The 25,783-nt window shown below is 58.8% G+C and carries 19 protein-coding genes and 1 riboswitch; of the genes, 14 read left to right on the top strand and 5 right to left on the bottom strand.

Features of this window, described 5'->3' with window-relative positions:
• The first annotated feature begins 247 nt into the window (after positions 1–247).
• From ACFQZG_RS23780 to ACFQZG_RS23750, 7 genes are all read left to right on the top strand, one after another.
• Entirely contained in the window at positions 248–2,056 is a 1,809-nt protein-coding gene (locus tag ACFQZG_RS23780; protein WP_378157120.1) for a sensor histidine kinase, read from the top strand.
• Positions 2,031–3,650, top strand: a complete 1,620-nt coding sequence (locus ACFQZG_RS23775; RefSeq protein ID WP_378157118.1) for a response regulator — start codon at positions 2,031–2,033, stop codon at positions 3,648–3,650. Before ACFQZG_RS23780 ends, ACFQZG_RS23775 begins: the two co-directional genes overlap by 26 nt.
• Before the next feature lie 102 nt (positions 3,651–3,752).
• Positions 3,753–5,480, top strand: a complete 1,728-nt coding sequence (locus ACFQZG_RS23770; protein WP_378157116.1) for an extracellular solute-binding protein — start codon at positions 3,753–3,755, stop codon at positions 5,478–5,480.
• A 72-nt stretch (positions 5,481–5,552) separates the two neighbouring features.
• Complete coding sequence (locus ACFQZG_RS23765) at positions 5,553–6,461, top strand: ABC transporter permease (protein WP_378157114.1); 909 nt, start codon at positions 5,553–5,555, stop codon at positions 6,459–6,461.
• A gap of 21 nt (positions 6,462–6,482) precedes the next feature.
• Complete coding sequence (locus ACFQZG_RS23760; RefSeq protein WP_378157112.1) at positions 6,483–7,370, top strand: carbohydrate ABC transporter permease; 888 nt, start codon at positions 6,483–6,485, stop codon at positions 7,368–7,370.
• A gap of 140 nt (positions 7,371–7,510) precedes the next feature.
• Entirely contained in the window at positions 7,511–10,297 is a 2,787-nt protein-coding gene (locus tag ACFQZG_RS23755; RefSeq protein ID WP_378157110.1) for a fibronectin type III domain-containing protein, read from the top strand.
• Positions 10,298–10,441: 144 nt separating this feature from the next.
• A complete protein-coding gene (locus ACFQZG_RS23750; protein ID WP_378157108.1) occupies positions 10,442–11,734 on the top strand; it encodes a DEAD/DEAH box helicase in 1,293 nt (430 codons plus the stop codon).
• A 540-nt stretch (positions 11,735–12,274) separates the two neighbouring features.
• Here ACFQZG_RS23750 and ACFQZG_RS23745 read toward each other — a convergent pair.
• From ACFQZG_RS23745 to ACFQZG_RS23735, 3 genes are all read right to left on the bottom strand, one after another.
• Positions 12,275–12,802 carry a C40 family peptidase gene (locus ACFQZG_RS23745; RefSeq protein WP_378157106.1) on the bottom strand — a complete coding sequence of 176 codons (528 nt, stop codon included), beginning with the start codon at positions 12,800–12,802 and terminating at the stop codon, positions 12,275–12,277.
• 4 nt (positions 12,803–12,806) lie between these two features.
• Positions 12,807–12,949: riboswitch (cyclic di-AMP (ydaO/yuaA leader) on the bottom strand.
• Positions 12,950–13,165: 216 nt separating this feature from the next.
• Positions 13,166–13,975 carry a hypothetical protein gene (locus ACFQZG_RS23740; RefSeq protein ID WP_378157104.1) on the bottom strand — a complete coding sequence of 270 codons (810 nt, stop codon included), beginning with the start codon at positions 13,973–13,975 and terminating at the stop codon, positions 13,166–13,168.
• 11 nt (positions 13,976–13,986) lie between these two features.
• Entirely contained in the window at positions 13,987–15,981 is a 1,995-nt protein-coding gene (locus ACFQZG_RS23735) for a M1 family metallopeptidase (protein ID WP_378157102.1), read from the bottom strand.
• 231 nt (positions 15,982–16,212) lie between these two features.
• Here ACFQZG_RS23735 and ACFQZG_RS23730 point away from each other — a divergent pair, with 231 nt between their 5' ends.
• Positions 16,213–16,851, top strand: a complete 639-nt coding sequence (locus tag ACFQZG_RS23730; RefSeq protein WP_378157100.1) for a hypothetical protein — start codon at positions 16,213–16,215, stop codon at positions 16,849–16,851.
• 81 nt (positions 16,852–16,932) lie between these two features.
• On the opposite strand, the gene ACFQZG_RS23725 is transcribed toward ACFQZG_RS23730, so the two are convergent.
• Positions 16,933–19,065: a HelD family protein gene (locus ACFQZG_RS23725; protein ID WP_378157098.1), complete on the bottom strand. Its 2,133-nt coding sequence runs from the start codon at positions 19,063–19,065 to the stop codon at positions 16,933–16,935.
• Between the two features lie 243 nt (positions 19,066–19,308).
• Here ACFQZG_RS23725 and ACFQZG_RS23720 point away from each other — a divergent pair, with 243 nt between their 5' ends.
• Complete coding sequence (locus tag ACFQZG_RS23720) at positions 19,309–19,821, top strand: YwhD family protein (RefSeq protein ID WP_378157096.1); 513 nt, start codon at positions 19,309–19,311, stop codon at positions 19,819–19,821.
• 107 nt (positions 19,822–19,928) lie between these two features.
• Positions 19,929–20,345, top strand: a complete 417-nt coding sequence (locus ACFQZG_RS23715; protein WP_378157094.1) for a DUF6157 family protein — start codon at positions 19,929–19,931, stop codon at positions 20,343–20,345.
• 399 nt (positions 20,346–20,744) lie between these two features.
• On the opposite strand, the gene ACFQZG_RS23710 is transcribed toward ACFQZG_RS23715, so the two are convergent.
• Entirely contained in the window at positions 20,745–22,802 is a 2,058-nt protein-coding gene (locus tag ACFQZG_RS23710) for a transglycosylase domain-containing protein (protein WP_378157092.1), read from the bottom strand.
• 192 nt (positions 22,803–22,994) lie between these two features.
• Between ACFQZG_RS23710 and speE the strand changes: the two genes are divergently transcribed.
• The 4 genes from speE to ACFQZG_RS23690 all read left to right on the top strand — a co-directional run bounded on the left by speE (position 22,995) and on the right by ACFQZG_RS23690 (position 25,585).
• Positions 22,995–23,822: a polyamine aminopropyltransferase gene (gene speE / locus ACFQZG_RS23705; protein WP_378157090.1), complete on the top strand. Its 828-nt coding sequence runs from the start codon at positions 22,995–22,997 to the stop codon at positions 23,820–23,822.
• Positions 23,823–23,851: 29 nt separating this feature from the next.
• Positions 23,852–24,724, top strand: coding sequence for an agmatinase (gene speB, locus ACFQZG_RS23700; protein ID WP_378157088.1), 873 nt, complete (start codon positions 23,852–23,854; stop codon positions 24,722–24,724).
• 134 nt (positions 24,725–24,858) lie between these two features.
• Positions 24,859–25,260, top strand: a complete 402-nt coding sequence (locus ACFQZG_RS23695; protein ID WP_378157086.1) for a DUF2500 domain-containing protein — start codon at positions 24,859–24,861, stop codon at positions 25,258–25,260.
• 82 nt (positions 25,261–25,342) lie between these two features.
• Positions 25,343–25,585, top strand: a complete 243-nt coding sequence (locus ACFQZG_RS23690; RefSeq protein ID WP_378157084.1) for a DUF7667 family protein — start codon at positions 25,343–25,345, stop codon at positions 25,583–25,585.
• The last annotated feature ends 198 nt before the right edge of the window (positions 25,586–25,783 follow it).

Raw genomic sequence — 25,783 nt, 5'->3', positions numbered from 1 at the left:
GATTGTCGAAAATAAGGTCCTCACCCCCACATTGTAAGACACTCGATAAGCCCGCCATATTGGACATTCATATATTTCATTGCCTCACGATGCAATTCTGCGCATAGTCGCCAGAGCCGCTCCGCGACTTCGCATGAGATGTCAACGAATTACAGCATAGTGCAATCGTTCTGACGTTCTAGTTGTTGAATAATAGAAGGGAGCGTTCCCATTGGAGGATTCATCTCGGTCCGGGAAGGGGCTGTCGATGTTGCGGTCGCGTAGAAAATGGAGATTCACGATATTCCCCAAGCTGTTCCTTGCACTGATGGCCGTGTTCGTGCCGCTCTACGGCGGAGCGATGTACATGAATCAGCTCGGCGAGTCCAAGCTCGAGGCGGAGTTGTCGAAGGCGCTGCAATCCAAGATCGACTTCTACGTCAACTCTCTTGAGGTCGAGAGCCAGCACATGATTACGATGTTGCAGGAATTCAACAACGACAAAGATATTCAGCATTTGACCTATCTAAGCCAGACGATGTCGCTCTTCGAATTCACGGAGACGATACGCCGCGTGCAGTCGAAGCTGGAGCAGTTGAAGCGGTCGAGCATCTACGCCAAAGGCGTGTACGCCCATATCTTGACGCTCAATCGCACGATGTCGAGCGAATCGTCCATCGAGGCATCGTTAAGCGCGGAATTCGAAGCCGTCAGGTCGCTGGTGCGCTCGAACGGATCGGGGGTGCTTGTGTGGAATGGACGGGCTTTCTTCGCCATCACGTATCCCGGCGTGCCGGATGTCAACGTGCAGCCCGGGTTCATCCTGGCCATCGAATTGAACTTGAACGCCATGCGCAACGCGTTGGCGTCGTTCTACGAATCGGCCAACGCGGGGGCGGTTCTGATGAACGTCACCCATGACATCGATCTCGTATCCGGAGGCGGAGAGACGATCGTGCCCGAACTGCGGGAGTTCGTCGTCGCGCTCGACGAGGAGATCGACAGAGGCGGGCTTAAGCGGTCGAAATTCGGGGGGCAGTCCTACGTGGCGGCCTATCAATACGTGGACCCGATCGACATGTACGCCATCGCCTTCCAGCCTACGGAGGAGATGCGAGGGCCGATCGGCGCCTATCGAGAGCTTCTCGTCTGGTTCTCCGTCATCGCGGTGATAATCGTCATTCTGTATTCGTATTGGATTTACCGTCTCATTCATAAGCCGTTGCAGAATCTCGTCCGGGCTTTCCGCAGGGCGGAACAGGGCCAGCTTTCGCCGACGCTGCTGCCGAAGCAGGATGATGAATTCCTCTACTTGTTCCGGCGATTCAATATGATGATCGCGAATTTGGACGTGCTCGTCCATCAGGTCTACGAGCAGAAGCTTCGCGCTCAGACATCGGAGCTGAAGCAATTGCAGGCGCAGATTAATCCGCACTTCCTCTATAACACTTACTTCATCCTGTATCGCCTGGCGAAGGCGGAGGATAACGAGAGCATCGCACAGTTCAGCCAGTATCTCGGAGAATACTTCCAATACATAACGCGCAGCGGCATGGAGAACGTGCCGCTCGAGTTGGAGTTCCACCATGCGGCGACGTATGCCGAAATTCAGAATATCCGGTTCAAGAACCGCATCCGCGTCGAATTCTGCGAGCTGCGGGAGCCATACAAGACCGCGCTCGTACCACAACTGATCCTGCAGCCGTTGCTGGAAAATTCCTACATGCACGGGTTGGAGGAGAGGCGCAAGCCGGGGTTGATCAAGGTCGGCGTCGATACGGACGGCGAAGACCTGCGCATAACGGTCGAGGATAACGGAGACAAGCTGACGGACGAGCGGCTCTCCGCTTTGCAGGCGAGCCTGCTCATGCAAGGGGAGGAACACGAATACACGGGGCTGCTGAACGTGAATCGGCGATTGCAGCTTCGATTCGGCGAGGGATGCGGCGTGCGGGTCGAACGCGGAGAGCTGGGCGGGCTGAGCGTGGCGCTGCGGCTCCGCGTCAAGATGCGGGAAGAGATCGACGATCGCGGAGAGGACGGGAACGACCATGTATCGATTACTCATCGTGGATGACGAACCGATTATCGTCCAAGGCTTAATAGATTTATGCCAGCAGTTGCCGGAGGAGCTTGATATCTATCAAGCCTATGACGGTCTGGAAGCGCTGGAGATCGCCCGGTCGCTGCGCATGGACATTATTCTGACCGATATCCAGATGCCGGAGATGGACGGGATCGCGCTGCAGCGTCATGTGCTGCAGTTGTGGCCGAGATGCCGATTCCTCTTCCTTACCGGATACAACAATTTCAACTATATCCAGACGACGGTGCGCAACGGAGCGATCGACTTCATGCTGAAGACCGAAGGGGACGAGAAGATCGTACAGGGCATTCGAAGAGCCGTCCGGCACATTCGCGAGGAAATGAGCGTGGAGCAACTGATCTTCCAGGCGAACGCTCAGATGCAATTCGCCAACCATTCGCTGCGCAGGCAGTACCTTGCGGATCTGCTTAACGGCGACGCGTACGCGATGGCGGCCAAGGGCAGGAAGTTCGCGGAGCTGGGCATTCCGCTGCATCCGGATGAACGCGCCTATGCGATCGTCGGGCGAATCGACCGTTGGCGCGAGGATACGGATCATGCCGACAAGCCGTTGTTCCAGTACGCCGTTGCCAACATCGTGCAAGAGCTGCTATCGCAGCACTTCACGTACGAGCATGTTCCCGGCGATCGGAATCGTCTCGTATGGCTTCTTCAGTCTTATGCGGCGATCGCTGCGGAACAAGCTCATGCGCTTATGCTGGGGATGCTCGAATCGGCGCAGACGATGTGCAGGCAATACTTGCAGATCGAATGTTCGTTCGTCGTCTCGCGCGAGCCGTACGAGTGGGAACATATGCCGAACAGATTCGACCGGCTAAGCCTATTATTCGAACGAGGGCTCGGCATCGGCAAGGAGATGCTGCTGACCGACGAGCGAATGTTCGCGAGCGGCAGGGAAGAAGCCAGCATGCGCTTGAAGCGCATGCGGCTGCTAGACCAATATCTGGTGCACAAAGACCGGGAGAGCTTCGATGCCTGCTTCCGCGAGATCGTAGAAGCCGTAGACGATCCGAAGGCGATGCAAGCGGGCGTAACGTTGGAGATTTTCTACGAATTGGCGGCGATCTTCATCGCGCACTTGAACCGGCTTGAGCTGTTCCCGGTCGTGACGGAGCAACTCAACATCGGGAAGCTGCTATCGATTCGCGAGCATGATACGTGGCCGGAAGCGGTCGCGTTCTTCCGGCAACTGGCCGATGCGCTGTTCTCGCGAATTTCCATGGAGAACGAACGGGAGACGAGCGAGCTCGTGCTTACGATTAAGGAGCACGTCGGTAACCATATCGGCGGAGATCTGTCCCTGAATCGGCTGGCGGAACTCGTCTACTTAACGCCATTCTACGTGTCCCGGTTGTTCAAAGAGAATACGGGCATGACGATCACCGACTATATTATCGAAGCGAGGGTCAGCTACGCGAAGAAGCTGCTCGCGGAGACGAACTTGAAGATCCACGAGGTCGGGGAACGGATCGGTTACGATTCGGCCCCTTACTTCTCGCGCTTCTTCAAACGAATATGCAGGATGACGCCGCAGGAGTTCAGAGACGGCACCAAGAGAATATGAAATGTTAATATAATGTATTACTTTCATATTTATACATTAAATCCTTGGATCTTATAATAGAGTCGAATCAACAAACATTGAGAGTCTATGGGGAGGATCAGTATGCAACGTTACAAATTCAGGTACGTGTTGAGTTCGGTGTTGATCTTATCGCTGCTCGCGGCGACCGCCTGCTCGAACAACGACAACGGCGCAAGCGAGAGCTCGCCGTCCGCAAGCGCGGGAACGCCTTCGGCATCTCAATCGCCTTCGGCCGCCATTCCGGAAGGACCGCTCGGCAAGTACGATCCGCCGATCGATATCCGCACGGTGCGAGCGGTGACGCCGAACACCGAGTACTTGCCGGATCAGACGATCGACGATAACGTCTGGTACCGGGAGTTCGCTTCGGAGCTCGGAATCAACCTGACGAACGAATGGGTCGTCAACCGTCAGCAATACGGGAACAAGATCCAAGTGTCGATCTACTCGGGTAACATGCCTGACTTCTTCGAAGTCGACATGCAGCAGTTCCAGACGCTGGCGCAGGCAGGGCAACTGACGGACTTGACCGAGCTGTATGAGAAGTACGGCTCCGATGTGGTGAAGCAACTTTACGGAGAATCCGAGGGCATCAAGCTCAAGGCGGGTACCGTGGATGGCAAGCTGCTCGGTCTGGCGATGGACGGCGGCGGCCGCGACGACGCGCACTCGTTATATATTCGCAAAGATTGGCTCGAGAAGCTCGGTCGCCAAGCGCCGACGACGATGGACGAACTCGTCGATCTGGCGATCGCGTTCACGAAGGAAGACCCGGATAACAACGGCAAGGACGACACGTACGGCCTTGCGATCATGAACGAGCTGTTCGGCGGGTGGGCCGGCTTGGAAGGGTTCATTAACGGTTACGGAGGCTTGGCCTATAACCCCGCCAAGGGACCGGGAACGAAGCTCGTCTTCCAGAAGAGCGCGAGCGGCGAGCTCGTCTGGGGAGACCTGCAGCCGGAAGTGAAGACGGCGCTCGGCAAGCTTCGCGAGCTGTTCGACGCCGGCGCGATTCATCCGGAGTTCAGCGTCATGGATGCCGGCAAGGTAGGAGAGCTTGCGACTTCGAACAAGGTCGGCATGGCCTTCGGCGCGTTCTGGGTGCCGACGTGGCCGATCAATAACATGCATCTGGACAACAACGCGGTCGATTGGGGCGTCTATGAGGTTCCGAGCGCTACCGGTTCGCCTTCCAAGGTGCTCAGTACCGGCATTCCTTCTAGATTCATCGTCGTACCGAAGAGCTCGAAGCATCCGGAAGCGCTGTTCAAGATCGTGAATTACGCGACCGACAAGCTGAACGGTCCTAACAAGAACGTAGATAAGTACCACACGATCAAGCAAGGCGACAAGAACTATCAGATTCATACGCTGGCGCCGATGTACGCGCCGTCCGCGGATAAGAACCAGAACTATCACTATCAAGTGCTTGAAGCGGTCGGGAAGGGCGACAAAGCTTCGCTCGACCAGGAAGCGCAGCTGTACTACGATCAAATCCTCGGTTACCGAGGCGGCGATCATACGCAATGGGTCGCGCATACGTTGTGGGACGAAGGCGGCGTATTCGCGACGCTCGGCAAGTACAAGCAAGGCAATCGGATCTTGATGAGTGCGTACACCGGCGCGCCGACGCCGACGATGCTCGCGAAGGGCCCGGCGCTTAGAGACTTGGAGATCAAAGCGTTCACCGAGATCATCATGGGCGCGAAGCCGATCGAATACTTCGACGAGTTCGCCGAGCTGTGGGCGAAGCAAGGCGGGACGGACATTATCGCGGAAGTTCAAGCAACGGGACAGGTACAATAGGCGATTGAAGGGAGGGCAGAGGCGATCCTCTGCCCTCTCGCCATGACCGCAAGGAGAGAGGAGGTCGACCGGATGAGATCATACTCCCGTGCCCAACTGAAGTTGGAGATGCCGCTGCATCTCATGCTGATTCCGGGGCTAGTGCTCATATTTTTGTTCGCTTACGGTCCGATGGTCGGCGTCGTAATCGCGTTTCAGCATTTTTTGCCGGGCAAAGGATTGTTCGGTTCGGAATGGGTCGGGCTGGACAACTTTCGTTATATTTACGGCTTGCCGGATACGATGAACGTCATTCGCAATACCGTATTCATCGCAATCATGAAGATTATCGCCGGCCTGATCGCCCCGGTTATTACCGCTCTTCTGCTGAACGAGCTGCGCCGGAAGGCATTCAAGCGCACCGTGCAGACGCTCATCTATTTGCCTAATTTTTTGTCATGGGTCATCTTGTCGGGCGTATTGCTAGAGGTGCTGTCTCCGTCCACGGGCATCGTGAACGAGGCGCTCGGCCTGTTCGGCATTCGCCCGATCTTCTTCCTCGGAGATGCCGGATGGTTCCCGTTCGTCATGGTCGGCACGGACGTCTGGAAGGATTTCGGCTTCAATACGATCGTTTACTTGGCCGCGCTGACTGGCATTAATCCGGCGTTGTACGAATCCGCCGTTATCGACGGCGCAAGCCGGTGGAAAATGACATTGTACGTCACGCTGCCGGGCATGCTTCCGATCATTATCCTTATGATGACGCTTAGTCTGGGCCAAGTGCTTAACGCGGGGTTCGATCAAATATTCAATCTATACAGTCCCTCCGTGTACGAGACCGGAGACATTCTGGACACGTACGTCTATCGAATCGGGCTGGGCAACGGTCAATTCGGCGTGGCGACGGCCGTCGGTTTGTTCAAATCCGTCATCTCCCTGATGCTCATCTCGGTGTCGTACTACCTGGCGTACCGGCTCGCCAACTATCGAATATTCTAGCGACCTTGTGGAGGTGCGCTCATGGTAGAATCGAAGTCGTTCGGGCGCAATGCGTTCGCGGTCTTCAATTACGTCGTGCTCGGAGCCCTTGCGCTTCTGTGCATATTGCCGCTGGTGAACGTGCTCGCGTTGTCGCTTAGCTCCAACGCCGCGATCGAACAAGGCAAAGTATCGCTATGGCCGGTCGAGGTCACGACGTTCGCGTATCGGCACATCGCGGTCGCCGAGCCGTTCCGCGACTCGATCTGGGTATCGGTCCAGCGGGTGTTCGTCGGCGTATCCCTTAATTTTCTATTGACGCTGCTCACGGCGTACCCGCTCTCGCGCGAGAACGCGCAATTTCGGATGAGGACGACGTACGTGTGGCTGTTCGTGTTCACGATGCTTTTTAGCGGCGGATTGATCCCTTCTTACGTCGTCGTGAAAGAACTGGGGCTGCTCGATTCCATCTGGGCGCTCGTGCTTCCCGGCGCCGTGCCGATATTCAATATCGTTCTGCTGCTGAATTTCATGCGCAACTTGCCCAAAGAGCTGTCCGAGGCCGCATGGATCGACGGCGCGTCGCACTGGCGCATCTTATGGCGCATCATGGTGCCGTTGTCGCTCCCCGCTCTCGCGACCGTGACGCTGTTCGCGGTCGTCAGTCAATGGAACGAATGGTTCCAGGGCATTCTCTACATGAACGATCCGAGCCATTATCCGTTGGCCAGCTATTTGCAGATGATTATTATCCAGTTCGACCTGTCGATGATCGCGGACGTCTCGCAGCTGGAGGTGCTGTCCAAGCTGAACAATCGCGCGATCCGAGCGGCTCAAATTTTCCTCGGCGCGCTTCCCGTTCTGCTGTTGTACCCGTTCCTGCAGCGTTACTTCATGAGCGGCATCGTACTGGGCAGCGTGAAAGAGTAGAAGCGTCGCAAAATTGCAGAAAAGGATAACGAATCGCATCAGATCGCATCTACCGATATATAACGTTTTCCCTCCATACTGATGGTGAGTGCGAGCCGCAACGCCGGACGCTCTCCACAATTTATGGGAGGGGTTAATTAATGCGAAACGAGCGATTCTTCAGAAAAGGAGCAACATGGGCGCTGATCACAGCGCTGACGCTGACGTTGATCAACGTCGGCAGCCCGGAAGCGGGGGCGACGTCGACGAAGTTGACTTTGACGCCGGCGATGGTGACGAACGAATCGGGTCTCGGCGACGCGACGATGATCGTCGACGAGCAAGCGGATGCCGGAGATCCGAGAGGCGGAACTGGCGGTACGACGCTGGTGGATACGAAGTGGCATGCGGGTTGGGGGAGCGGGGCGATCGGGGCCAGCGCTTATCTGGATCTCGGCCAGGAGTACGCGCTGACGGACATCTACTTGCGGGACGCGAACGATAGCGGCAACCTCGTCGTATCGGCGGGAACGCCGGGGAGCTGGACGACGCTGTTCACCGATCCGTTGACTTCTTACAATGCGTGGAAAGGGCACTCCGTTAACGTGACGACAAGGTACGTTCGCGTGACGAGGGCGGCGACGACGTCGAACTTCTACGAGCTCGTGCTGTACGGCTCTCCAGCGACGACGGATACTCAGGCACCGGCGGCATCGACGCTTGTCGCGGGCAGCGCTACGACGACGTCGATTCCGATCAGTTGGACGGCGCCGGGCGACGACGGAACGACCGGAACGGCAACGGAGTACGATGTCCGCTACAGCACGTCGATTATAACGACGGGCAACTGGAGCGCCGCGTCGCCGGTGTCTGGCGAGCCGACGCCGAGCATCGCGGGATCGTCGGAAAGCTACACGCTGACCGGCCTGACGCCGAACACGACCTATTATATCGCCATGAAGACGCGGGACGAGGTGCCTAACGAATCGGCGTTGTCGAACGTGCTGACCGTCGGGACGTTATCGACGGGCGGACCGCCGGGGCAGATCATTCTAACGCCGGATATGCTTCTGGATGAACGCGGTATTGAAGGTGGCAAAGAGCGATTGGTCGACGACCAGACGGCGACGGCTCCTCGTACTGCAGAGGCGTATCGGTGGAATGCCGGCAACAAGGCGATCTATCATCCCGCCAGCGTCGTTATTGATCTTGGCACGGAATATGCGTTGACGAGCATCAACATTCTGGATTCGAACGGTTCCGGTCCCGTAGAGGTGTCGACGGGCACCCCGTTCGCTTGGACGTCGCAGTTCACGGATCCGATGACGAAATTCAACCTATGGAGCAATCATGCCGTCACGACGACGACGCGGTACGTAAGGCTTGCTGTCCAGAACAATGGACCATGGATCGCCGAGATCGTTCTGTACGGATCTCAGGTCGGGCCGCCTCCGGTGACGCCAGTGCCGGTTGCGCCTGCTCTTCCGGTAATGAATGATCTCGTTGGCATCAACGCGTTCGTGGATGATCCGGCATCGGTTACGCAAGTGGCGAAGTTCATTCGCGAATACCATAGCTGGAACTGGGACGAGGGAGATATATGGCCGTTTAATCCGATCAACACGACGAGCTACCCCGGTTATCCGAACAATCAGAATAAGTTCGCGCCTAGCTGGGCTGGAGGCGGCGGATGGAACTTCGACAACTACTACGGCGGCTTGAAGGCGAGCGGGACTACGGTATCCCCGGCTATCAAGGAGAGCGTAGCCTGGCTGACCGCGGGCAGCGAGAACAAGCCGTTGTCCGCCGGCGAGAACGCCTTGATGCCTGCTTCTTATATCGAGCATGCGGATCATATGTATCAATACGCCGCGCGATACGGAAGCACCGTCGTTGCCGACGGCAACCTGAAGCTGGCCTCGGGACAGGCGCGTAGCACCGGGCTCGGCTATCTCGACTACTTCGAGAACTGGAACGAGCCGGACAATACGTGGGACACGCTTGCAGATTATTTTAAGCCATATGAATTCGCCGCCATGTCCAGCGCCGACTATGACGGGCATCTCGGTACGCTCGGAAGCACGGTCGGCGTGAAGAACGCCGACCCGAACGCGAAGATGGTTATGGGCGGTCTGAGCGATCCGAAGCTGGAATACTTGCGCGCGCTTAAGTTCTGGTCGGATAACAATCGCGGCGGGAGCTTCCCGTTCGACGTCATCAACATCCATTATTACAGCCACGACGGGGCAACCCAGAGCGAAGGCACGGTAGGCATCAGTCCGGAGGCGGACGATATGAAGGGTGCCTTGTCCAAGATCGTGGAATTCCGCAACAAGTACTATCCTGACAAAGAAGTGTGGATTACCGAGTTCGGCTATGATACGGATACGGCTTCGAAGCAACGAGTACCGACAATCTCCGGACAGACCATCTATGAGACGCAGGCGAATTGGATCATCCGTTCCTATTTGGCGGCAGCGGCTGCCGGCGTCGACAAGGCAGCGATGTTCATGCTGCGGGATGTGGAGCTTGCTCCAGGAGTCACCATGTCGAAGTTCTATGCGAGCGGTCTAGTCGGACGGAAGGATCAAGGCTATCCGAAGAAAGATTCGTGGTATTACTTGTACACCTATCGTAATACTCTTGGAGAGATGTACTACCTCGGCGAGCAGCAGGATTCCAGCAATCCGAACGTGATGATCTACAAGTTCAAGAGCGCTACGAGCAACGCTGGCGCCTATGTTGTCTGGAACAAGACGAGCAACAACTCTCAAACCAACGGCTATAGCCTCGCGCTGCAGGGCAATCCGACGAGCGCGTCGCAGGTGGAGATGGTCGACGGAGATACGGACGGCGTGACTTCCGCGCTGACGATTTCCGGCGACAAGAAGGTGACGGTCAACGTAAGCGAGAAGCCATTGTTCGTGCTGGTCAACGAAATTCAATAATACGGATACGAGGGGGCCCCGCGCAGCGCGGGGTCTCTTCTTGCGCAAGCCGACGATCGGTTGCCGGAGGTGCCGGGTTGCGCGTTCGGTGCAGGAGAGGTATGATCGAACAATCAGCGTAGAACGTATGATTAAGGAGACCTTATGACATTCCAGGACTTGAAGTTAATTCCGCAGATTCTGCGGGCATTGGAGCAAGAGAATTACGCGACGCCGACGCCGATCCAGGAGCAGGCTATACCGGCCGTGCTGGAGGGCCGAGACTTGTTCGGTTGCGCGCAGACGGGGACGGGGAAGACGGCGGCATTCTCGCTGCCGATCATCCAACTGCTGAGCCAGCAGCCGTCGGGCAGCCAAGGGCAGAAGCGGCACATCCGGTCGTTGATTCTGACGCCGACGCGCGAGCTCGCGATTCAGATCGACGATAACATCCGCGCGTACGGCAAGTTCACGAAGCTGCGGAGCGCGGTCATCGTGGGCGGCGTGTCCCAAGTCCGGCAAGAGGAGTCGCTCGCGCGAGGCGCGGACATTGTCATCGCGACGCCCGGCCGGTTGATCGACTTGATGAATCAGAACGTCGTCGACTTGCGGCACGTTCAGATTCTCGTATTGGACGAAGCGGACAGAATGCTGGACATGGGCTTCATTAACGATATGAAGCGAATCATCGCGAAGCTGCCGGCTAAGCGGCAGACGCTGTTCTTCTCGGCGACGATGCCGCCGGAAATTTCACAGATGGTGCAGACGCTGCTTCACAACCCGGTGAAAGTGGAAATTACGCCGGTGTCGTCGACGGCGGAGCGCATCGATCAATCGGTGTATCTCGTGGATAAGCCGAACAAGCTGCAATTGCTCGTCGATCTGTTGCAGGACAAGTCGATCGTATCGGCGCTCGTGTTCACTCGCACGAAGCATGGAGCGGATCGCGTCGTACGCGGATTGACGAAGGCGAAGATCACGGCGCAGGCGATCCACGGCGACAAGTCGCAGAACGCCCGCCAGGCGGCGCTGAACAACTTCAAGAGCGGCGCGACGCGCGTGCTCGTGGCGACGGACATCGCGGCTCGGGGCATCGACATCGACGAGTTGTCGCACGTGATCAACTACAACCTGCCGAACATTCCGGAGACGTACGTGCACCGCATCGGACGTACCGGCCGGGCAGGGCTGAGCGGCATCGCGATCTCGTTCTGCGAATACGAGGAGCTGCCGTACTTGAAGGACATCGAGAAGCTGATCAAGAAGCCGGTTCCGCGGGTGGAAGGTCATCCGTATCCGATGGAGATTTTCGAAGTCGCGGGGAAGAGCGATAACAAGGGACAGCAGAATGCGCCCGCGAAGACTCGCGAGCCCGTTGCGGCGGCGAAAGGCCGTCCGCAAGGCGGCAACGGCGGCGGTGGCAACGGCGGTAATGGCGGCGGTCGAAGACGCCGCTAACGCGGTGCCGACTTCCCGCGTGAACGTGCGTGCGTTAGCGTTATGAGGTAACGTTAAATCGTCGCGAGCTCGTCCAATGGGATTTTAACGTTATGAGGTAGCGTTAAACAGTCGCGAGCTCGTCAAACGAGATTTTAGCGTTATGAGGTAGCGTTAAATCGTCGCGAGCCCGTCCAATGAGATTTTAGCGTTATGAGGTAACGTTAAATCGTCGCGAGCCCGTCCAATGAGATTTTAACGTTATGAGGTAGCGTTAAAATCTCGCGAGTGCGCCGAACGGGATTTTAGCGCTATGAGGTAGCGTTAAAGCGTCACGAACGCCTCGAACAAGAATTTAGCGTTACGAGATCGCGTTATTGTTTCATGTAGGCTTCGTCCGGGTAATTAGCGTTATCAGATAACGCTAACTACACGGGCGGGGCGTATGGGGTTCGCGTTAGGAGAAGGCGTTCATCCTCGCCGGCGCCTCCGAACGTCCCCATACAACGAAGAAACCCCGCCAATTGGCGGGGTTTCTTCATGCGTCGGGTCAGCCGAAGCTTACTCCAACGGTTCGTCGGTGGCTGCATCCGCAGGTCCGATCAATTCGGCGTCCGCCGGATCGAACTCGGTCGCCAGTGCTTGGTAAGTTTCCGTGTCCATAACGCGGCGGGCGGTCACGTAAGTGTTCGCGTACGATTTCTCGGAGAGGGCGCTGATCGTGATGCCCTTCCTCGTGGAAGCATGGGCGAATTTGCCTTCGCCTACGTAGACGCCCACGTGAGAGATCGTCCGGCCGTTCGTCTTGAAGAACACGAGATCTCCCGGACGCAGATCGTCCTTGGAGACTTTCTTGCCTTGGGTTGCCTGCGATCTCGAATCCCTCAGGAGATCGATGCCCAATTTCTTGAATACGTACTGCGTGAAGCCGGAGCAGTCGAAGCCTTTGGTCGTCGTGCCGCCGTACCGGTAATCGATGCCGATCAGCTTGTCGACCTCCGTGTCCAGCTTGGAACTCGCGAATACGCTTCCGACTTGGACGAGCAGGAGCAAAGCAAGCGAGAACAGAATGACGGATAACTTGCGCAAAGCTGGTGACTCCTTCCAATGCCTACGAGGTTAGCTGGAGGGTTCGGTTGAAGGTTCCCTATGGCTCCTCTGATGCGAAGCCAATTCACCCGTACTAATTGGTTCCCCCGTTCCCCGGTGTGCGCGAGGACTCGGCAAATTTTTTACACTCAGCCTTAGATATTCGGTGATTATGGCGAATTTCCTGCAATTACTAAATGAGAATTTCCTAATCTAAAGCGGATTACTGGGTATTCACACCCCTCCTTTTCGCACATTTTTACTCGCCGATAATAACGCCAAACCCCGGCCGCCCACCCGAGAAGGGGGCAACCGGGGAATGTCCCGTGAAGCTTCGTGTCGAACGAGGGACGAGGAGATGGCTTACGATTCGCGCCATACGTGGTATTGGGAAGCCGATGTCCACAGCGTCAGCAGCGAGCGGACGAAGTGGAAGGCCTGATGCAGCGCGACGGCGAGGAAGCCCGACCAGAGAAACGTGACGGCCGAAGCCGCGAGCGATACCGCGATCCCGATGCCGAGCATGACGAGCGTGACGGCGATCAGAGGCAGCCCTTTGCGCAGCGCGAGTCCGATGCTTCTCAGAATGCCGTCCTTCGAGACGGCTCCGAACTGCATGAATTGGAACAGCAGGTGGAGCAGGAATCCCCACGCAAGCCATGCGATGGCGTAGGGGGCCAGCTCTCGCAGCCAATCCGAGACGGAGCCTACGGCATAGAAGCGATCGCGGGCAAGCGGGACGAGCCAAAGGGCAGGGAGCGCGGATAGCGCGTTCTCCAGCCAGTAAAGCGCGGTTACCGATTTCCATGACCGCTTCATTCCGGACAATACCAGCGTGCCTTCTCCGTCCCTCGAGTGATGGAAGGAGTAGTAGACGCCGGCGTTGAGCAGGGGCGTGAGGATCATCCGCATGAGCAGCAGCGCGCCGAGCAGCGTCAGCGTCTCGTTCAGCATGTCGGTCTTGAGCAGGCGGAACTGCGCTTCGACGAGGAACAGCTGGGCGGCGTTCGCGTTCGGATGGTCGCCGGGGTAGCGCGCCAGAATCGGCGTCACGATCCCGTCGACGAACCGGTACAGGAAGAATCCCCATAGCAGGCGGTACAGGAAAAGGAGAACCAACACATACTTATGCCGGAGAGTCGTGTCCCATCCCATTTTTAATCGTTCTCTCATCTGGCGTCACCTCACCATGCTATCGTTCCGAACAAGCCTTCGATTACTTGCGTGATGCCTGCCGACCATCGTGTCCGTTCCTGCTGCTGCACTTCCGCCTTCAAATAGTTGTTGTACCTGCGATTGTCGAGCACGACGTTGAGCGACGGATCGATGGCCGCGAACGAGAGCGGAGAGGCGGATAGGAGTTGAACTTGGACATGGTCCTGCACGCCGTCCCACGTCCGTCTGGCCGTCTGTCCGTCCTCGAACCGGAACAACACGTTGACGGACTGCGCGCTGCCGCCATGGCGTCGAATGAGGACTCGGGACTCGTAGCCTTCTTCGGTCTTGCGGCTGTAGATGCCGTCGACGGAGAAGTCGGCCATCTCGGCGCGCTGCACGTACGATTGGAAGAAGTCGTCCCACTTCGACTTGGTAACCGTCTCGACGACCTTCTGGAAGTCGGCGTAGCTCGGGTGCTTAAACCGGTATTTCTGATAATAAGTCCGCATGATCTTCGCCATCGTCTTGTCCCCGACTTGCCGCTCCAGGGCGGTAAGCACGAGCTTGCCTCTCAGGTAGACGTTCTCGGCGTACCGGTCGGAATCGCGGAACTGCCAAGACGATTGATTGAGCGGCTCCGGATTCGTCAAGTAGCTCGCTTCGATCGGCGTATTCGGCGATACGCCGTAGATGGCGGACATGAGCTTATCTTCCGTGTAAGAGGTGAAGCCTTCGTCCAGCCAGGCTTCCTCGAATTCGTTCGAGGCGACGAGGCCGTACCAGTATTGGTGCGCGATCTCGTGCACGAGGGTGCGCTCGAGGTCGTAGCCCGGGTTCTTGTTGTCCGCGGCCGCGGCGGTGACGAGCGTCGGGTATTCCATGCCGCCCGCTCCGTTAGCGTCCGCCGGCGGCACGACGACGGAGAGCGTCGCGTAAGGATACTCGCCGAACCATTCGCCGAGCTTGGCGAGCGCCGACTTGGCCGCGTGCATATAGCGGTCCTGCAGCTCCGCGTGGAGCGGATCGAGATAAAGCTTGATCCGGACGCCGGGAATGCCGGGAGAGGAGAACGAGTCTTCCACGAACGTGAAGGAAGGCGATGCGGACCAAGCGAAATCGTGCACGTCGTCCGCGTAAAATTGTACCGTCTTCCGTCCGTTCGCGACGCTCGGCGTCTTCGTCTGGAAGCCGGTCGCCGCCACCTTGTAATCTTGCGGCACGTTGATGCGGACGTTGTAGATGCCGAAGTCGGAATAGAATTCCGAGTTGCCGTGGTATTGATGCAGGTTCCAGCCTTCGGCCGTTCGGCCTCGGGTGCCGGCCGTCTCGTAGACTGCGAGCTTCGGAAACCATTGTCCCGCCATGACGAACTCGCCGGCTTTGCCCATGCGCGCGAATACGTCAGGCAGCTTGACGCTGTATTTCATACGCAACGTGACGGACGAGCCGGGCTTGACCGCCTGCGGAAGCCGAAGCGTGACGAGCGTGCGGTCCGCCTTGTTGCCGTCGTCGGGCTGAACGTAGTGGATACGGGGGAGAAGCGTCTCGCCTTCTTCGGTCGTGAGCTCGGTCAGCTCCATGCTGCCGTAGCTGCCTTCTTTCATGCGGTCGTTGCGCAACTGCCCGCCGGTCTCGGCAAGGAACGTGCTGCCGGGAGAGAACGCGTTCGGGTACAGGTGGAAGTACAGGTCGGCGACCGGCTTGCGCCCGGTGTTCTTCCACGTGACGGTCTGCTCGCCGGCAAGCGTTCCTTCTTGTTCGTTCAGCTTCACGCTGACGTGGTATTCGGTGACCCGGTTGCTGAGCACGACCGGCTTGGGCGTCAGCGGAGCGTCCGGGGCGGGATCGGCTTTCGGCTGCACCGAGGAAGGCGGGGCGGCGGCGAACTCCGCGGAGAGCTCGGAGGCCGGCAGCGAATATTGCTCCACCCAGGCTTCGGCGAAGCCGAACCTCACGGAGCTTACCAGGATTGCGGCGGCCGCGACGAATAGCAGCACGCGCAGCGAACGGCGTTCAGGCATACGGATAACCCTCCCGTTGACAAGCATCTACGGGATATATATGACGGTTGTCCTTCGTTCATGCACCTGTCCAACCGGGAATTGCTCTTATGCGGAAGGGAAGACGGCAAGCGGTTGGGGACGCGATAAAATATCGATATTTTAAAGTGAAAGCATTTACATCCGTTCGCGGGAGATGGTAGATTCTCCTTAGCGGCGCTTGTAAATCCGTACGAACGGGGGTGTGCGATAGTGAACGCGAGAAGCAGAACGACCGTCGCGGTGGCGGCCATCGCGGCCGCGTTAGTCGTCGCCTCCGGAATCGCGCTGCTGCAAGCCTATGCCAAGGATTCGCCGCGGGCGGCAGCCAGCGCGTTCGGCGCGGCGGCGATCGACTTGCCGAGTCTGGCGGTTACTTCTCTGTCGCAAGAAGGTTATGCGGCGATCGAAGGCCGGACCTTCGACGTTACGTTGGAGGAATGGGGCCATTCGACGTTCGTTGCCGCGAAGCGGGTGGACGGACGCGCGGAGGCGGCATTCTTCCTGATGGACGATAGAGGCCGAATCGCTTATCGGTTTCCGAAGTTTCACGGTAACGAGCGCGGCACGCTGACGGGTATCCGCGAGCTGGCTTTCGAGGATGCCGACCGGGACGGGCTGACGGACATGATCGTCATCGCGGAATCCGCAACGACGGGGGCTGGGGAGTATGAGGCGAAGACGTTCCCGATCGCGGGCGTATACTTGCGCGACGGGCAGTCGTTCAGAACGTTGCCGATGCTGGACATGCAGCTTAACGAGACGGGGCAGAACGTATCGATCGACGTCGTGCTGGCGAACGTTGAGGCCAGATTGGTGCGGCCGTTTCCTTCTTCGAACGCCGAACCGTAATCCATACTGATCATACCAACTACGAATACACCCCCGATCCGCGGTTGCGTGCCGCCGGTCGGGGGTGGTTAATTGTCGGGACTATTCTTGTTGCGCTTCCTCGATCAAAGGCGTCGGATCGCCAAGGAACAGCAACGTCAGCCGATGGAGCGCGCGGGTGCAGGCGACGTACAGAAGCTTGGCGTCCATCGGTTCGTTCGCGTAATGGCGCGCGTTCGCGTCCGCGATAAGCACGGCGTCGAATTCGAGCCCTTTGGCGAGATGGGCGGGCACGACGGTGACGCCGCCACGATAGGCGGCTTGGCCTTCGGCGATAAGATTCGCTTCGATTCCCGCGGATTGAATCCTCTCTTGAAGAGCGGCGCATTGCGCATCGGTCCGCCCGATGATGGCGATCGTCCGCATGCCGCCCGCTTGGTTATCCGAGATGAAAGAGGCGATGCGCGATATCATGGCCGCTTCGTCCGGCAGCCTCGCGACCTCGACCGGCTCTCCGCTCCGGAATACAGGCTCGGCCGGCGGCAAGCCCGTATCGGTTCGCGCGAGAATCCGGTTGGCGAACTCGATAATCTCTAGTGTGGACCGATAGCTGAGCTTCAGCGTATGATACGCGCGATGCTCCTCCGCGAACACCGACGAGAGCTCCTCCCAACGGTGCACGCCGCGATAGGCGTGGATGCCTTGCGCCAAATCCCCGAGAATCGTGAACGACGGCTCTGACATATACGCTCGCAACAGCGCGATCTGAAGCGGCGACGCGTCCTGCGCCTCGTCGACGACGACGTGGTCGAATTGGCGGTTCTCCGCGCCGTTGAACGCGTAATGGATCCAGACGAGAGGCGCCAAGTCTTCGGGTAGTATCTTGCCGCCCTTCAGCAGCTTCAGCGTGTCCTTCGCCAATTGCGCGGGAATCGTCCCGCCGTCGTTGTCGGCGAACGCAGCCTTATAGAAGGCGAGAGGGGTCGCTTCGGACAGCTTCTTCATGAAGGCGCGCAATCGCTGCTTGCCGGACTGCCCGCGTTCCTTGCGGATTTTGGGATCGCCGATGTTCGTAAGTTGCATCTCCAGCCACCGGTTGATTCTTCCCGACAGCCGCTCTCTGCGCATCGTCAGCGGATAATGGCGGTATTCGACTTCGAACCACTCGCGGATCGTCGCCGCGGGCAAGATACGGCCATCCCAAGCTTCGAACGGCGGAATGTCCAGAAGGAAGTCTTCCTCGTAGCTCTTCAGCCGATCCTTCAGCCAGGCTAGGAAGGCGAGAGAGCCTTTGAACCGTCCCGGCGTCTCGTCGGTCAGCGCGGGGCGGCGTTCCGCGAGCGCGAACCATGTCTTGCCCTCCGCGGAAGGCGCGAGCTTGACGCCTCCGCCCAGAATATCAAGCGCCCAATCCGCGAACGTCGTCTGAGCGACGTTGCCGACGCCGAGCTCCGGGAGCACGCCCGAGATGTAATCGAGGAACATGCTGTTCGGCGCGAAAATAATCATCCGCTCCGCCCGAATCTGCTGCTGGTACTGGTAGAGCAAGAAGGCGAGGCGGTGGAGCGCGACCGTCGTCTTGCCGGAACCGGCCGCCCCTTGGATGACGAGCGCCTTGTAACGCGGGGCGCGAATAATAAGATCCTGCTCCGCTTGAATCGTCGAGACGATGTCGCGCAGCCGATTGTCCTTCTTCTCGCCGAGCCGGTACAGAAGAAACTCGTCGCTCAGCCCGATGTTGTCTCCTCCCCGCTCGTAGCTGTCGGTGACGCGCTCCAACGTGCGATCGCGGATCGACAGGTTGCGCTTGCGGTGGACTTCGCCTTCGATCGTGCCGTCCGGCGCTTCGTAAGACACGGGAGCTTCGCCGCCGGTGAACGAGTAGAACAGGCTGGCGACGGGCGCGCGCCAGTCGATGACGTAGGGCTGGCTCGTCTCGCGATAGTCCATCCCTCGCTTGCCGATATAGAGCGGCATCGGCGCCGCTTTGCCTTGCTCTTGGAAGTCGAGCCGTCCGAAGTACGGCTCCTTGCCGAGCAGATCGAGCCGCTGGCGCGTTTCCTCGCGTCTCGCCTCGAGAACTTGCTCGACGTAGTCGTTGCCGTAATAGACGGGCGGGATTTCGGAGCGCTGCAGAGCGATTTCCTCCAGCGTCTCCGTCAGCTTGCCTCGTTCTTCTTCAAGCGGGGTTATTCTCGTCGTTTCGTCAGGGGTAGGGGCATCGGGCTTATTCATCGGAATTCGGTTCCTCCTTGCGACTGCGTATGTTGCCGGCTTACCCATTGTGAACGATTTTCCCTTAAAACAATAGACTTATGTTTTCCGTTTTGTTATGATGTTGAGTACAGGATTGCCTAAAATAAACAGAACAAACGTTCTCGTCCATAAGCGTACAATCGCCAAGCGGGTATGGCCTCTGCGGAGAGGACCGGAGCCCGGTTTTTATTTATTATCGCGCGTTCGGAGGTCTGGGATTACATGGAGAACAACGGTCAACAGCCGCAGCAGCCGGAGAAGAAGAAGCTGTCGCTTAACGTCGTCAGCAACAAGGAGCACAGAGGGTTCGGAGCGGGCACGATCGATCTGAGCCAGGTGTCGTGCGTCATCATCGACGCGGGCGAGGCGTATATCGACGTCGGCGCCATGCACGCGAAGAGCAAGGTGGAGAAGGGCATCAAGTTCTCGCCGAACAAGGAGGACGTGCCGAACGGCCGTCCGGCTTGGATCGTATGGGTCGCGGTCGACCGCAACGAGGAAGGCAGCTACTATGCGGGCGCGACGTCTTGCGAGATGCTCATCGATACGGAAGCCCGCCGCGGCTGGAAGCTGCTGCCCGATCACGTGAACCGGCTGGACGCGGCGCTTAAGCGCAAGTTCATGCTCGAGAACATCGGTCCGGTCGAGAAGCAAGCGCTGCGCAAGCTGCTTACGGAGCATAACGGCGAGTGGTGGGATCGTTCCCCGCAAGCGCTCAAGGATTTACTGGCATGAAAGATTAACGCGATAAAATGACCCCATGAAGCTGCCCGAAGTTCACGAAGCGTGGATCGATGGCGGCTTCTTGCGATTTCAGGAGAAGCGTAAGGAGGAAATTGGCGATGGATTGGAACTACTATAACACGTTCATCACGGTAGCGCCGGATTGCCCGGCCGAGCGGGGGATCGAGCCTCCGGACAAGAAGACGGGCAAGACGAAGCCGGGCATCGAATTCGAGCTGCTCTCCGGAAGTCCGTATACGTATACGCAGGAAGATATTTTGTTCCAAGTGCACGCGCGGCACAAGGAGATTCCGGACTCGGAGCTCGAGGCGGCGCGCGAGGCGTTCTACGGCAAGCCGACGGCGTGCTTCCGCGCGTCGATGCTCGCGAAGAAGTACGGCTGGGGCGTCCACTTCGACGAAGAGGGGCGGATGGCGATCGTACCGATGGAGTCGCCGGAGTACCGCAAGTTCGTGGAGGGTCAGGTCGCCGGCGTGAAGCTGCTGGCGGCGATGCGCAGCAGCAGGGCGAAGTGAACGGCTCGAGGCGCTGACCTGCCGGCCCCGGACCGATGCGCCGGAATAACGGCGCCAGGCTCCGCTTAATCTGCCGAACTCAGGCTGAAGAGTTGCATTAACTGCGCCACGCTCCGCTATCTTGCCAGCACCGGGCCGTTACGTCGAATTAACGGCGCCACGCTCCGCTAAACTGCCCGCCTCGGGCCGCTAGGTCGGAATATCGGCGCCACACTCCGCTAAACTGCCGAACCCGGGCCGATGTGCCGGATTAACGGAGTTACGCTCCGCTAAACTGCCCGCCCTGAGCCGATGGGTCGGAATAACGGCGCCACGCTCCGCTAATCTCTCCCGTGCCCGTCACCGATCCAACAAACGAACAAGCCGACTTGCGGAATCCGCGAGCCGGCTTGTCCTTTGTTACCACCAATGCTTGAACTTGCGCCACCACGGGCGACCTCCGCGAGGGGGCTCCGGATCCCCTTCGCCCGGATCGCGATGGAGCGCGCACGACTCGGTCGGCTCGGTGCCCGCCAGGAAAACTTCCGTCGTCCACTCCGCCGGGCATTCCGGCGCGGCGAGCAAGCTCGTCGCGGGATCGAACGTCGCGTTCACGACGCCTTCCGGCACGGAGAAGGCGCTCGGCGGGATGCCGGCAAGCGCCGCTTCCGTGAACTTCGCGAAGATCGGCGCCGCGCGATGCGCCTCGTTCGACTTGATCGGACGGCCTTTGTCGTAACCGACCCATACGGCCGTCGTCAGCTCGGGCGTATACCCGACGAACCAGGCGTCGGAGTCGGTCGTTCCCGTCTTCCCGGCGACGGGCCTCTTCAGCATTTTCGATATCCTGTGCCCGGTGCCGCCGCGGTCGAACACGCCTTCGAGCAGGTGCGTCGTCACGTAAGCGAGCGCCGGCGAGACGATCTGCGCGTCCGTCGGATGCGCCTCGTAGATAAGATCGCCCTCCGCGTCCAGAATTCGGGTAATGGCGATCGGCTGCGCCTTCCGTCCTTGGGCGGCGAACACGGCGTAAGAGGACGCCATCTCGAACGGACTGACCGGGAACGTGCCGAGCGCCAACGACGGAACGGCATGGAGCGGGGACGTGATGCCCAGCTTGCGCGCCATCTCGATCACTTGCTCCGGCCCGACCTGCATGATCGTGTTCACCGCGTAGATGTTGTCGGACGCGGCGATCGCTTGACGCAGGCCGATCTCCCCGTTGAAGTATCGATTGTTGTAATTGCTCGGCCGGTACATCTGGCGATTGTCGTCGAAGTAGAACAGCGTCGGCTCGCTGCGGTAGCGGGTAGCGGGCGTTACGGCATGCCGATCGAGCGCGGCGGCGTATAGGATCGGCTTGAACGAGGAACCCGGCTGACGGCTCGTCGCGAAAACGCGGTTATACTGGTTGCGGCGATAATTGCGTCCGCCGACCATCGCTTTGATATAACCGTTGCGCGGATCGATCGAGATTAACGCGGCCTGAAGCTCCGAGTCGCCGCCGGGAAGCCCGTGTTTGACCGCGTCCTCGGCCTGCTTCTGCATGCGGGCGTCCAGCGTCGTATAGATCCGCAATCCGCCTTCATTAATTAGGCGTTCGTCGAGACCGAGCTTCTCGACCGCGATCTTCTTCACGTAATCGACGAAGTACGGCGCGGCGCTTGCTTGCTCCTCCGGGAGCGGGCGAATGCCGAGCGGCTTCGCGGCCGCCTTCTTCGCTTGGTCCGCCGTAATCTGCCGCGTCTCTAGCATCGCATCTATGACCTGCTGCCTCCGGGCCTTCGATTCCGCGGGATGCAGGTGAGGAGAATAGTAGCGAGGCCCTTTCGGAATGCCGGCGAGCAAGGCGCTCTCGGCGATCGACAGCTGCTTCGCCGGCTTGTCGAAGTAGAGGCGGGCCGCCGCTTCCGCGCCGTACGCTCCGTGGCCGTAATAAATTTGGTTCAGATAGAGCTCGAGAATCTCGTCTTTCGAATAGGTCTGCTCTAGCCGGGCGGCATACCAGGCTTCCTTGAGCTTGCGGGACCACGTCCGCTCGTGAGACAAGTATAAGTTCCGGGCGAGCTGCTGCGTTAACGTGCTTGCGCCTTGCCGCTTCGACAGGTTGCGCACGTCCACGTAAGCGGCGCGGGCGAGCCCTCGCAGATCGACGCCCGCGTGTTCGTAGAATCGCCGGTCCTCGATCGCGACGGTCGCTTTGACGAGCCATGGGGAAATATCGGCGAGCTTGACCGTCTGCCGGTTGACGCCGCCTTGCACGGATGCGAGCACGACGCCTTCCGAGTCGAGAATGCGGGTCGATTGCATGATCGAGCCTGCCGGCAGCGCGCCGTAACGAAGCATGTAGAAGCCGCCGCCCGCGAGCAGCAGCATGGAGAGCAGCGTCATCCAGCCCAGCCGGCGCCGAAGCTTCGTCCATTTCGATATCGGCCGCTTCGCGGTCTGCTTATCCTGCGGACGATCGGTGTTGTCCAAGCGTTCCTCCTCCGTTCGCGTTCGAGAAATTCTCCTATAGTATGGAATAAGCGCGGCCGGACTATCCCCCGGGAGGGCTTCGGGAAGGGGGCGAGTTGCTTTTTGGGCTTGATTTTATATAATACAGGGTAATTGGGACAATATAGCGGACCGCTCATATTCGCGATAGAAAGCAGGGATCCCATGTCCTCCATGGAATTGTGGTATACGGAGAAGCAGACCGAGAACTTCGGCATAACGATGAAAATCAAGCGCACGATGGTTCACGAACGGACGGAGTTCCAAGAGCTCGCGATGATCGAGACGGAGGAATACGGCAACATGCTCGTCCTCGACGGCATGGTCATGACGACGATCAAGGACGAATTCGTCTATCATGAGATGGTGGCTCATCCGGCGCTGTTCACACATCCGAATCCGGAGTTCGTGCTCGTCGTCGGCGGCGGCGATGGCGGCGTTATCCGCGAAGTGCTGAAGCATCCGAGGGTAAAAAAAGCCGTGCTCGTCGAAATCGACGGCAAAGTCATCGAATATTCGAAGCAATACCTTCCGTCGATCGCGGGCCGCCTCGAGGATCCGCGAGTCGAAGTTATCGTGAACGACGGCTACATGCACATCCATGATCACAAGAAGACATACGACGTCATCATGGTCGATTCCACCGAACCGGTCGGCCCGGCGGTCAACCTGTTCACGAAGGGCTTCTACCAAGGCATCTACGACGCGTTGAAGGAAGACGGCATCTTCGTCGCGCAGACGGACAATCCGTGGTTCAAAGCCGACCTGATCCGGAGCGTCAACCGCGACGTGAAGGAAGTGTTCCCGATCGTCCGCGTGTACTGCGCGAACATTCCGACGTATCCGAGCGGTCTGTGGACGTTCACGATGGGCAGCAAGAAGCACGATCCGCTGCAAGCGGACGAGTCCGCGATCCCGGAGCTCGACACGAAGTATTACTCTCCTCGCCTGCACAAAGCGGCGTTCGCGCTGCCGAAATTCGTCGAGGAGCTTACCCAATAACAGTGCTTCTACATTAAAGGAGATCTCTCATGCGTCTTAATCAAGCTTATTCAGGTAACGTGTTCATCTGCAGCACGGACGACTACGCCGCCTCCAAAGCGGTTATCTACGGCATGCCGATGGACTACACCGTATCGTTCCGTCCAGGCTCCCGTTTCGGCCCGGGCCGCATCCGCGAAGCGTCGGTCGGACTCGAAGAGTACAGTCCGTACCTCGACCGCAGCATCGTAGACTTGTCTTACTTCGATGCCGGCGACCTTCTGCTCCCGTTCGGCAACGCCGCAAAGAGCCTCGATATCATCGGGGAGTTCGTGCGCGGCGTGCTGGCGGACGGCAAAATCCCGGTCGGCCTCGGCGGAGAGCACCTGGTCAGCTGGCCGGTCATTCAAGAGGTGTATAAGAAATATCCGGACCTCGCGATTATCCACTTCGACGCGCATACCGACCTGCGCGAGGAGTACGAGGGCGAGCCGCTGTCCCACTCGACGCCGCTTCGCAAAGCGGCCGAGCTCATGGGCCCGTCGAACATCTACCAGTTCGGCATCCGTTCCGGCTCGAAGGAAGACTGGACGTACGCGCTCGAGTCCGGCATCCACTTCCACCCGTTCGAAGTCGCCGAGCCGCTGAAGAAGGAGCTTCCTTCGCTTGCGGGCCGCCCCGTATACGTGACGATCGACATCGACGTGCTCGATCCGTCCGCGGCGCCGGGTACCGGAACGACGGAAGCGGGCGGCATCACGACGAAGGAGCTGCTCGAAGCGATCCATGCGATCGCGCGTTCCGGCGTCAACGTCGTCGGCTTCGACCTCGTCGAAGTGGCGCCGATCTACGATCCTTCGGAGATGACGCCGATCGTCGCTTCGAAGATGATTCGCGAGATGCTGCTCGGCTTCGTGAAGTAAAGAAGCGTAAGTCATGCCCCCGTACATTGCGCGCTTCGCGCAGGTTCGGGGGATTTTTCTCGCGCGACAGCAACGAGCGGGTCGCGGCGGCGTATATACCTCTATCCGAATGCAGCAGGAGGGATGTGCGAATAATGGGAGATTTTACAGGCGGGGGACCGGGCTTCTCCGGTTTGCTGTTCACGCTCGTTCCGATCATCGTCGTCATCGGGTTCGTGGCCGTGTTCACGGGCATGGCGGTTAACGGCGTCCGATACGTGAAGAACGCGAGAGCGCCGAAGGAATCGGCATTCGCGCGGGTCGTCGCCAAGCGAATGGACGTCCGCAGCCGCACGGCCCATCATAACAACGGGAACGGCGGCATGCACGCCGCGAACTCGTCCCGAACGTACTATTACGTCACGTTGGAGTTCGATGACGGCACAAGGCGCGAATATTTGGACGTGAAGAACCTGTACGGACTTCTCGTCGAAGGCGACTCGGGGTATGCCGCGGTGCAGGGCGATTGGATCGTCGCGTTCGAACGGCAGGCGTGAGACGGCGGTTCACTCAGGAATCCTCCTCCCGGTTTTAACCCCGCCCGGATCTGGGCATGCTGGGAAGAGGAGAGTGTTGCTCATGGGGATGCTGCCGGTATACGAGAGAATGGCGGAGCTGAGAATCGTCCAGAGACGCAAGAAGCTGACCGACGCGGAGCAGCGGGAGCTCGACCATTGCTTGGATCTCAACGCCGATTATTGCTACAGGCTGGCGCAGCTGTACAATCTATCGCTCGTCGCGTCGATGGCCGAGGACGCCGATTGGCAGCACGAGCTATGCCGTGAGATCGAGAAGATGGGCGGCCGTGTGCCCGGAGGCTGAAGCGGGACGCGAAGAAATCCGCGGATGTCCGCGCCGATACCCCTTGCCACGCATGGCTTCATCTTATAGAATAAGAACAACAAAGCTACAGGCATTGATCGGGACAGTACGTTAGCGAGAGGGCGAACAGCGAGCCGGGGAGGTGGGAGCCGGCGGTCCTTGCGTTATCGGAAGCGCACCCGTGAGCCGATCCTCCGA

It is taken from the genome of Cohnella sp. GCM10027633 (genome assembly GCF_042675445.1).
Taxonomy (GTDB): domain Bacteria; phylum Bacillota; class Bacilli; order Paenibacillales; family Paenibacillaceae; genus Cohnella.
This window is presented reverse-complemented; position numbering and strand designations above follow the sequence as displayed.

Bases quoted from the DNA above. Each gene is read 5' to 3' on its own strand.
- ACFQZG_RS23780 (WP_378157120.1), top strand. From the start codon at position 248: ATGTTGCGGTCGCGTAGAAAATGGAGATTCACGATATTCCCCAAGCTG.
- ACFQZG_RS23695 (WP_378157086.1), top strand. From the start codon at position 24,859: ATGGGAGATTTTACAGGCGGGGGACCGGGCTTCTCCGGTTTGCTGTTC.
- ACFQZG_RS23770 (WP_378157116.1), top strand. From the start codon at position 3,753: ATGCAACGTTACAAATTCAGGTACGTGTTGAGTTCGGTGTTGATCTTA.
- ACFQZG_RS23715 (WP_378157094.1), top strand. From the start codon at position 19,929: ATGGATTGGAACTACTATAACACGTTCATCACGGTAGCGCCGGATTGC.
- ACFQZG_RS23690 (WP_378157084.1), top strand. From the start codon at position 25,343: ATGGGGATGCTGCCGGTATACGAGAGAATGGCGGAGCTGAGAATCGTC.
- speE (WP_378157090.1), top strand. From the start codon at position 22,995: ATGGAATTGTGGTATACGGAGAAGCAGACCGAGAACTTCGGCATAACG.
- ACFQZG_RS23765 (WP_378157114.1), top strand. From the start codon at position 5,553: ATGAGATCATACTCCCGTGCCCAACTGAAGTTGGAGATGCCGCTGCAT.
- ACFQZG_RS23755 (WP_378157110.1), top strand. From the start codon at position 7,511: ATGCGAAACGAGCGATTCTTCAGAAAAGGAGCAACATGGGCGCTGATC.
- ACFQZG_RS23740 (WP_378157104.1), bottom strand. From the start codon at position 13,975: ATGAGAGAACGATTAAAAATGGGATGGGACACGACTCTCCGGCATAAG.
- ACFQZG_RS23725 (WP_378157098.1), bottom strand. From the start codon at position 19,065: ATGAATAAGCCCGATGCCCCTACCCCTGACGAAACGACGAGAATAACC.
- ACFQZG_RS23720 (WP_378157096.1), top strand. From the start codon at position 19,309: ATGGAGAACAACGGTCAACAGCCGCAGCAGCCGGAGAAGAAGAAGCTG.
- ACFQZG_RS23760 (WP_378157112.1), top strand. From the start codon at position 6,483: ATGGTAGAATCGAAGTCGTTCGGGCGCAATGCGTTCGCGGTCTTCAAT.
- ACFQZG_RS23750 (WP_378157108.1), top strand. From the start codon at position 10,442: ATGACATTCCAGGACTTGAAGTTAATTCCGCAGATTCTGCGGGCATTG.
- ACFQZG_RS23775 (WP_378157118.1), top strand. From the start codon at position 2,031: ATGTATCGATTACTCATCGTGGATGACGAACCGATTATCGTCCAAGGC.
- ACFQZG_RS23735 (WP_378157102.1), bottom strand. From the start codon at position 15,981: ATGCCTGAACGCCGTTCGCTGCGCGTGCTGCTATTCGTCGCGGCCGCC.
- speB (WP_378157088.1), top strand. From the start codon at position 23,852: ATGCGTCTTAATCAAGCTTATTCAGGTAACGTGTTCATCTGCAGCACG.